Annotated in this window: 5 protein-coding genes; 2 read left to right on the top strand and 3 right to left on the bottom strand. The window is 52.8% G+C overall.

Going from position 1 to position 6379, the window contains the following annotated elements; genetic code table 11:
• Positions 1-167: 167 nt before the first annotated feature.
• Positions 168-614, top strand: coding sequence for a D-aminoacyl-tRNA deacylase (gene dtd / locus LKE08_RS23125; protein ID WP_324706629.1), 447 nt, complete (start codon positions 168-170; stop codon positions 612-614).
• Between the two features lie 236 nt (positions 615-850).
• On the opposite strand, the gene LKE08_RS23120 is transcribed toward dtd, so the two are convergent.
• The 3 genes from LKE08_RS23120 to LKE08_RS23110 all read right to left on the bottom strand — a co-directional run bounded on the left by LKE08_RS23120 (position 851) and on the right by LKE08_RS23110 (position 5880).
• On the bottom strand, positions 851-2707 hold the full coding sequence (locus LKE08_RS23120; protein WP_324706631.1) for an EAL domain-containing protein: 1857 nt from the start codon (positions 2705-2707) through the stop codon (positions 851-853).
• A complete protein-coding gene (locus tag LKE08_RS23115) occupies positions 2707-5475 on the bottom strand; it encodes an ATP-binding protein (RefSeq protein WP_324706628.1) in 2769 nt (922 codons plus the stop codon). The genes LKE08_RS23120 and LKE08_RS23115 overlap by 1 nt, the downstream gene beginning before the upstream one ends.
• A gap of 201 nt (positions 5476-5676) precedes the next feature.
• Positions 5677-5880, bottom strand: a complete 204-nt coding sequence (locus LKE08_RS23110; RefSeq protein ID WP_324706627.1) for a hypothetical protein — start codon at positions 5878-5880, stop codon at positions 5677-5679.
• Between the two features lie 111 nt (positions 5881-5991).
• On the opposite strand from LKE08_RS23110, the gene LKE08_RS23105 reads away from it, so the two are divergent.
• A complete protein-coding gene (locus LKE08_RS23105; RefSeq protein WP_324706626.1) occupies positions 5992-6297 on the top strand; it encodes a hypothetical protein in 306 nt (101 codons plus the stop codon).
• The last annotated feature ends 82 nt before the right edge of the window (positions 6298-6379 follow it).

Raw genomic sequence — 6379 nt, 5'->3', positions numbered from 1 at the left:
CTTTATAAGGGGGACTTGGAAAACTCTTCTCCCCCCTTACCGAGGTGGGGAGATCCACCATTATCCCCCTTTATAAGAGGGACTTGGAAAACTCTTCTCCCCCCTTATTAAGGGGGGCAGGGGGGGATCGAATCTCTAATTTCGGAGAATCAATTTAAAACGAAATTATGCGAGTTGTCATCCAAAGAGTTACTGCTTCTTCCGTCGAAATTGACGGTAAAATCGTGGGAAAAATTGGGCGGGGGCTGAATCTCCTCGTCGGAATTGCCGCGACGGATACGGAGGCGGAATTGGATTGGATGGTGAGAAAATGCCTGGATTTGCGGCTATTTCCAGATCCCGATAACGACAACGGACGCTGGAATCAATCGGTTTTAGATATCGGGGGGGAATTGTTGGTGGTGAGTCAGTTCACCCTGTACGGGGACTGTCGCAAAGGCCGCCGCCCCTCTTTTGATCGCTCCGCCGCCCCGGAACCCGCCCAAAAAATGTACGAATTATTCGTGGAAAAATTGCGATCGCACGGATTGAAGGTGGAAACCGGAGAATTCGGCGCCATGATGAACGTCTCCATCGAAAATGACGGCCCGGTTACACTACTATTAGAACGGTAAGTTGCTTAGAAACCGGGTTTCTTCCGAAGCAATTCCGCCACCCATCACCCAAAACCAATCGCTCGAAACCAACGAGACACCAATTAATAATAAAACCCCTGCATTCAGATTCATTCCCCGTCAATTGATAAGGGGGACAGATGGTAGTTGGAACCGCACCGATGGGCGATCGGATGCCCCGCCAGCTTTCTCGCCATCCCCAATTTCTCCCCGGGTTTCCGGGTTATGGTATGACCTTAGTTTAACATTCCCCGAACCAACAAATTTTCGGCAATGGTGCTTTCGACGGGTTTAGAGAAGTAGTAACCTTGGCCTTCCTCGCAGTCCAAATCCCGCAACAATTTCAGTTGTTCAGCCGTTTCGATTCCTTCGGCGATCGCCGTCATTTTGAGCTGGTGGGCGAGGACAATAATTGCCCGCACGATTTCCATATTTTCGCCGTTGTCCGCCATTTGATGGATGAAAGATCGGTCAATTTTTAACGTATCGACCGGGAAACGGTGTAGGTAGCTCAGGGAAGAATATCCAGTCCCGAAGTCGTCCAGACTGATCTGAATTTGACGGTCTTTGAGTTGCCGGAGAATGTCCGTGGCGACCTCAGTATTTTCGACGATCGCGCTCTCCGTAATTTCCAGCTTCAGGCGACAACTGGAAATTTGGTGCTTCAAAATGATCCGGTCAATTTTGTCGATCAAATGGGGTTGGGTGAACTGTTTGACCGACAGGTTGACGCTGATCCGAAATTGCGGGGAAATCAAGTTTTTTTCTTCCCACGCTTTGACCTGGGCGATCGCCGAATCTAAAACGTACAGGCCGATGGGAATGATCGCCCCCGTCTCCTCCGCGATCGGGATGAATTCCCCCGGCGAAATCAAACCGCGATCGGGGTGACGCCAGCGCAACAATGCCTCAAATCCTTCGAGCTTAAAATCGGCTAAAGAAACGATCGGTTGATAGTGCAGGATGAAATCATAATTTTCCATCGCCAGCCGCAGATCCGTTTCCAGTTGAAAGCGCTTTTGGACTTGGGCGTGCATGGTGGCATCGAACACTTGGTAGCAGGCCCGCCCCCGACTTTTTGCCTGGTACATGGCGATGTCGGCATCCCGCAAAATTTGCTCGGGTTCGGTATATTCCGAAGTGCCGATCGCGATGCCGATGCTGGCATCGATAAACAAGTCCTGATCGTCAAGTTTGAACGGCCAAGTCAGGGCCGTTTGCAGGCGTCGGGCGGTGACGGTCACTTCTTCATTATCCCAGATATTGTCCAACAAAATTGTAAATTCATCCCCCCCGAAACGGGCGAGGTGGCTCTGCGCTTTCAAATGGAATTGCAGCCGCCGAGCCAGTAAAATTAACAGGCGATCGCCCGCCAGGTGTCCCAGAGAATCGTTCACCACCTTGAAGCGATCGCAGTCCATAAATAGCACCGCAAACCGATAGTCCGGCTCCTCTTTTGCACGGGCGATCGCCTGCATCAATTTGTCCATAAAAAAGACCCGGTTGGGCAGCCCCGTCAAAGCATCGTGGGAAGCCATATGCAGCAGTTGACTTTGAGTCCTCTGGTGGTGGAGAATTTCCCGTTCCAAACGGTGGTTGAGGGTCTTCAATTCCCGGTTGGCTTCTTCGAGCTCTCGGGTTCGCCGCCACACCCGCCCCTCCAGTTCCGCGTTGAGTTCCTGAATTTGTTGCCGCGCCAATTTCAGCGCCAGTTGACTCTCAATTCGCGCCAGAACTTCTTCGATCTGAAACGGTTTGGTAATGTAATCGACCCCCCCCACCTCGAAGGCTTTCACCTTGTCGAACACTTCATTCAAAGCGCTCACAAAAATGACCGGAATTTCCCGGGTGATTTCTTGAGATTTTAGCCGCTGGCAAACCTCATATCCTCCCATCCCCGGCATATTGATATCGAGTAGAATTAAATCGGGCGGGTTGGCGCCCGCGCCCATCAATGCCATCGGCCCGTCGATCGCCCGCCGGACTCGATGCCCCCGTTCCTCCAACAAAGCGGTCAGAAGATTGAGGGTTTCTAATAGGTCGTCAACGACCAAAATATCCCCTTGAATTGCACCGGCGGCATCGTCTTTCATCATTCTGGCGTCGATTGGGTCAAGCTCACAATCCGATCAAACCGAACCTGCCCGACCAAATCAATCAATCCCTCCTTCAGTCCCATCTGTTCCCCCGGAATTTGCTCGAGGAGCTTAAAAATTAGTTTATCATCTAGTTGAGTCGCCGCCTGACGGAGTTGGAGAATCCACTCCTCCGGCATTCCCGCCAAACAATTCGCTTCCAAAGGCGGGCGCGAAATGACTCCGGAAGAGGGGGTATCGATTTCGGGTTCGTAAATGTAGCGGACGCCAAGGTATTGAGCCATTTTTTCAAATAAGACTTCTTCCCGAAACGGCTTGCGAACGAAATCGTCGCATCCGGCTGAGAGGACGACGGCCCGCTCCTCCTCGAAGGCGCTGGCTGTGAGGGCGAGAATCACCGTCGCTTGACCTTTCAAGTGGGTCTTGATCTGTTGGGTGGCTTCGTAGCCGTCCATCACCGGCATCCTCATGTCCATCCAAATCAGATGCGGTTCCCACTCATCCCAAATTTCGAGGGCTTCCCGACCGTTTTCCGCTGCCCGGACTTCAAACCCCAGGGGGGCGAACAGTTTGAGCAGTAGTCGGCGGTTATTGTCGCGGTCGTCTACCACCAAAATGCGATACTGGGGTTGATTGGGCGCCAGGGCAACAATCCGCCGTTTGGGTTGACTTCTGGGGATGTCTTCCGGATGTCCCAAACCCGCCGAGATCTGAAATTGAAAGGTGCTCCCGACTCCGGGGGTGCTGCGGACGGAAATTTCGCCTCCCATCAACTGCACGAATTGCTGGCTGATGGGCAATCCCAGGCCGGTCCCCTGCTGGGACTGGCGGCCGATGTCGGTTTGGACGAAGGGATCGAAGAGGCTCCCGAGGTCTTCCGGCCGGATGCCGGGGCCGGTATCTGCGACTTCAAATTGTAGGCAGATTTGGGAGTCTTCGGACTGAAAATTTGGACTATTTTGGCATCCCTGGGGTTGCGGTTGAGCGCGGAGGGTGATGCCGCCGTAACTCGTAAATTTGATGGCATTTCCGAGCAGGTTGATCAGGACTTGCCGCAGTTTTTGTCCGTCGGTTGTGATGTAGTGGGGCAGGTCGGGGGGGCGATCGCAAATCAGTTGCAATCCCCGGGATTCTGCCTTGAGTTCAAACATCTCTTCGATGGAATCGAGCAACTCGTGCAGGTCGAAGGTCTGGACGTTCAAAGATGTCCGTCCCGCCTCGATTTTGGACATATCTAAAACGTCGTCGATCAGTTGCAGTAGGTGTTCGCCACTGCGTTTGATGATGTGGAGATTTTCCACCGAGTCGGAGCGATCGCCGGATCGTTTCCCATCGGTCCGACTCCCCAAATTGCGGAGCATTAGTTGGGTAAATCCGAGGATGGCGTTGAGCGGCGTCCGCAGTTCGTGGCTCATGTTGGCGAGAAATTCGCTTTTGGCACGGTTGGCAATTTCTGCCGCTTCTTTGGCCTGCAGGAGTTCCGCCGTCCGCCGAGCAACCCGAATTTCTAAGGTTTCAAATGCGTCTTGAAGCTGCTTTGCCATTTGATTGAAGGCATCGGCGAGTTCCTTGAGTTCTCGGATGCCCTGGATTTCAACTCGGTGGCGAAAATCCCCGGCGGCGATCGCCTGACTGGCGCTTCTCAACTGTAAAATCGGTTGGGCGACCCACCGGGACGTCCACAGGCCGAGGGCGATCGCCACAACCAAAGCCGACAGGCATAAAATCAACGTCGATCGCCGATTGGCATCGATCTTCGCCATAAAATCCGACTCGGGAACCACCACCACGATCAGCCAATCCAAACCCCAATTGTCTCGGTAAGGAAGAACCTGCAAAAATTGCCGTTTGTCGTCGATTTCAAATTCCAAATTCAATCGATTCTTGATCGCCCGAATGTCGCCGATCTCCCTTAATAAATACTCCGTCGATGCGCGGATCAGCGGTTCCTGACTTTCCACCGCGTCGATGCGCTCCGCCTTCCCTTCTCGGATTGAAAAAGGCCGGTCGAGGGTGGAACTGGCGACGAGAATCCCCGACCGCTCGATGATAAACGTCTGGCCGGATTTGCCGATTTTTAATTCGGATAAAAAATCGCCGATTTGACTGAGAAAAAAGTTGTTGCCGAACACGCCGACGAGTTCCCCCCGGGAGTCCCGGACGGCGAGGCTGGCCGGGAGGGCCATTTTGGGATAGGCGTGGTAGGTGAAGATCTCCCCCCAAACCGGCCCGTCGGAAGCGATCGCGGCTCGGTACCAGGGGCGATCGCGGGTCAGAAAATCGGGGGCTTCGTTGACCATTTTTCGGGGATTTCCCGATGCGTCGAGGGCAAAAAATTGGATGTTGCCGCCGGTCGCCCGCCCCGCGACCATCAGGTACAGGTTTTCTCCGTCGATCCGCCCGTATCCGAGAAATTCTTCCCGTTCGTCACCCCAAAAAATGGAATCGATGGAGCTAAAATTGTTGACTTCCATCCAAAACTGATCTAAAATTTTATCCGATTGTTTTAAATCCAATTTTTGAGATAAAACGGCATCCCGATTGAGTTGGTTGATCTGGTGGGGAACAGCTAAAAAATCGTCGAGTTTTTGTTCGATGCGATCGGCAATTTCACTCCGAAGCTGAGTCGCCACTTCATTCACCGCCTGCTCTCCATTCCGCCAGGACAGCCACCCCGTAAATCCGACAGCCACGCCGATCTGAGCTACAAATGGAGCGATCAGAAAAAACTGGAGGGGTAAATGGTCAAACCGATTTCCGTACATTTCAACTGAGTCCCGCAAGCAGGCGACCCTCCCGAGTCTCGACCTCCCCGGATTTCCCCGGCAGACTTCAAAACTCAGTCTCTCTTACAAGTTGGTTCGCTGATTCTAATTAATAGTGTATCAAAAGAATATCTCACTGTCTCGCCATCCCCACCATCGCCGCACAGAAACTGAGTGGCTCGGACAGATCGAAACGATATTTTATCGATATCGGATACTGTTCCGTCCGATATCAACTACCCCACGGCGGTTCAGCCGTAGCGGAGATTCACCAATTTTGCTCTCACTTTCCCCGGCACGTTCGCCGATGACTTGGCGATCGGCGAGGGATTCGCAGGCCCGGTTTTCCCGGGTCATCCGAGCCAGCCACCCCCGCTCCGAACGTCGATGGTTCGACTTTCCCAAAAAACCCCAAAAAATTCCGTCTAAAATTATGGGCTTTAATCCGAGAATTTGCGGTTGAAGCTCACCCATCGATCCCCTATAATTTTGATCAATTGAACCGAAAAAAAAACGATGTGGCTTGCCGTTGTCTTGATCAATGTGACGATCGCCGTCGGGTGTTTCTACGCGGCTCGGCGAATTTGGGCGCTCCGTTACCGACTCCTGCGCCTGGAACAACGGATCGTCCTGCTGGAACGGCGAGTCGATCGGCTTCTCCGACAGACGACGCAAGTTTTTGAACGCCAACAGATCCGCACTTACAATCTCAAACACCAATATTTGCGCCTGCAAATTCAACTCGAACAGATCCGAAAAATACTGGCCCTCCTCAGTTTAGGCCTCGGGATCTGGCGGGGGCGGCGACGCCGGCAGAAGTAGGCATCGCGATCGCTAGTCAATCCTCGCCCGATTGTCAAGTTCTCAGAATTGAGCAAATTCCCTAAAATTGAGGTAGGGATAT

This window comes from Lyngbya sp. CCY1209, from assembly GCF_035615495.1.
GTDB lineage: Bacteria > Cyanobacteriota > Cyanobacteriia > Cyanobacteriales > Microcoleaceae > Limnospira.
This window is presented reverse-complemented; position numbering and strand designations above follow the sequence as displayed.

Excerpts from the sequence above, each read along its gene's own strand:
- dtd (WP_324706629.1), top strand. The coding sequence starts at position 168 with ATGCGAGTTGTCATCCAAAGAGTTACTGCTTCTTCCGTCGAAATTGAC.
- LKE08_RS23120 (WP_324706631.1), bottom strand. The coding sequence starts at position 2,707 with ATGAAAGACGATGCCGCCGGTGCAATTCAAGGGGATATTTTGGTCGTT.
- LKE08_RS23115 (WP_324706628.1), bottom strand. The coding sequence starts at position 5,475 with ATGTACGGAAATCGGTTTGACCATTTACCCCTCCAGTTTTTTCTGATC.
- LKE08_RS23105 (WP_324706626.1), top strand. The coding sequence starts at position 5,992 with ATGTGGCTTGCCGTTGTCTTGATCAATGTGACGATCGCCGTCGGGTGT.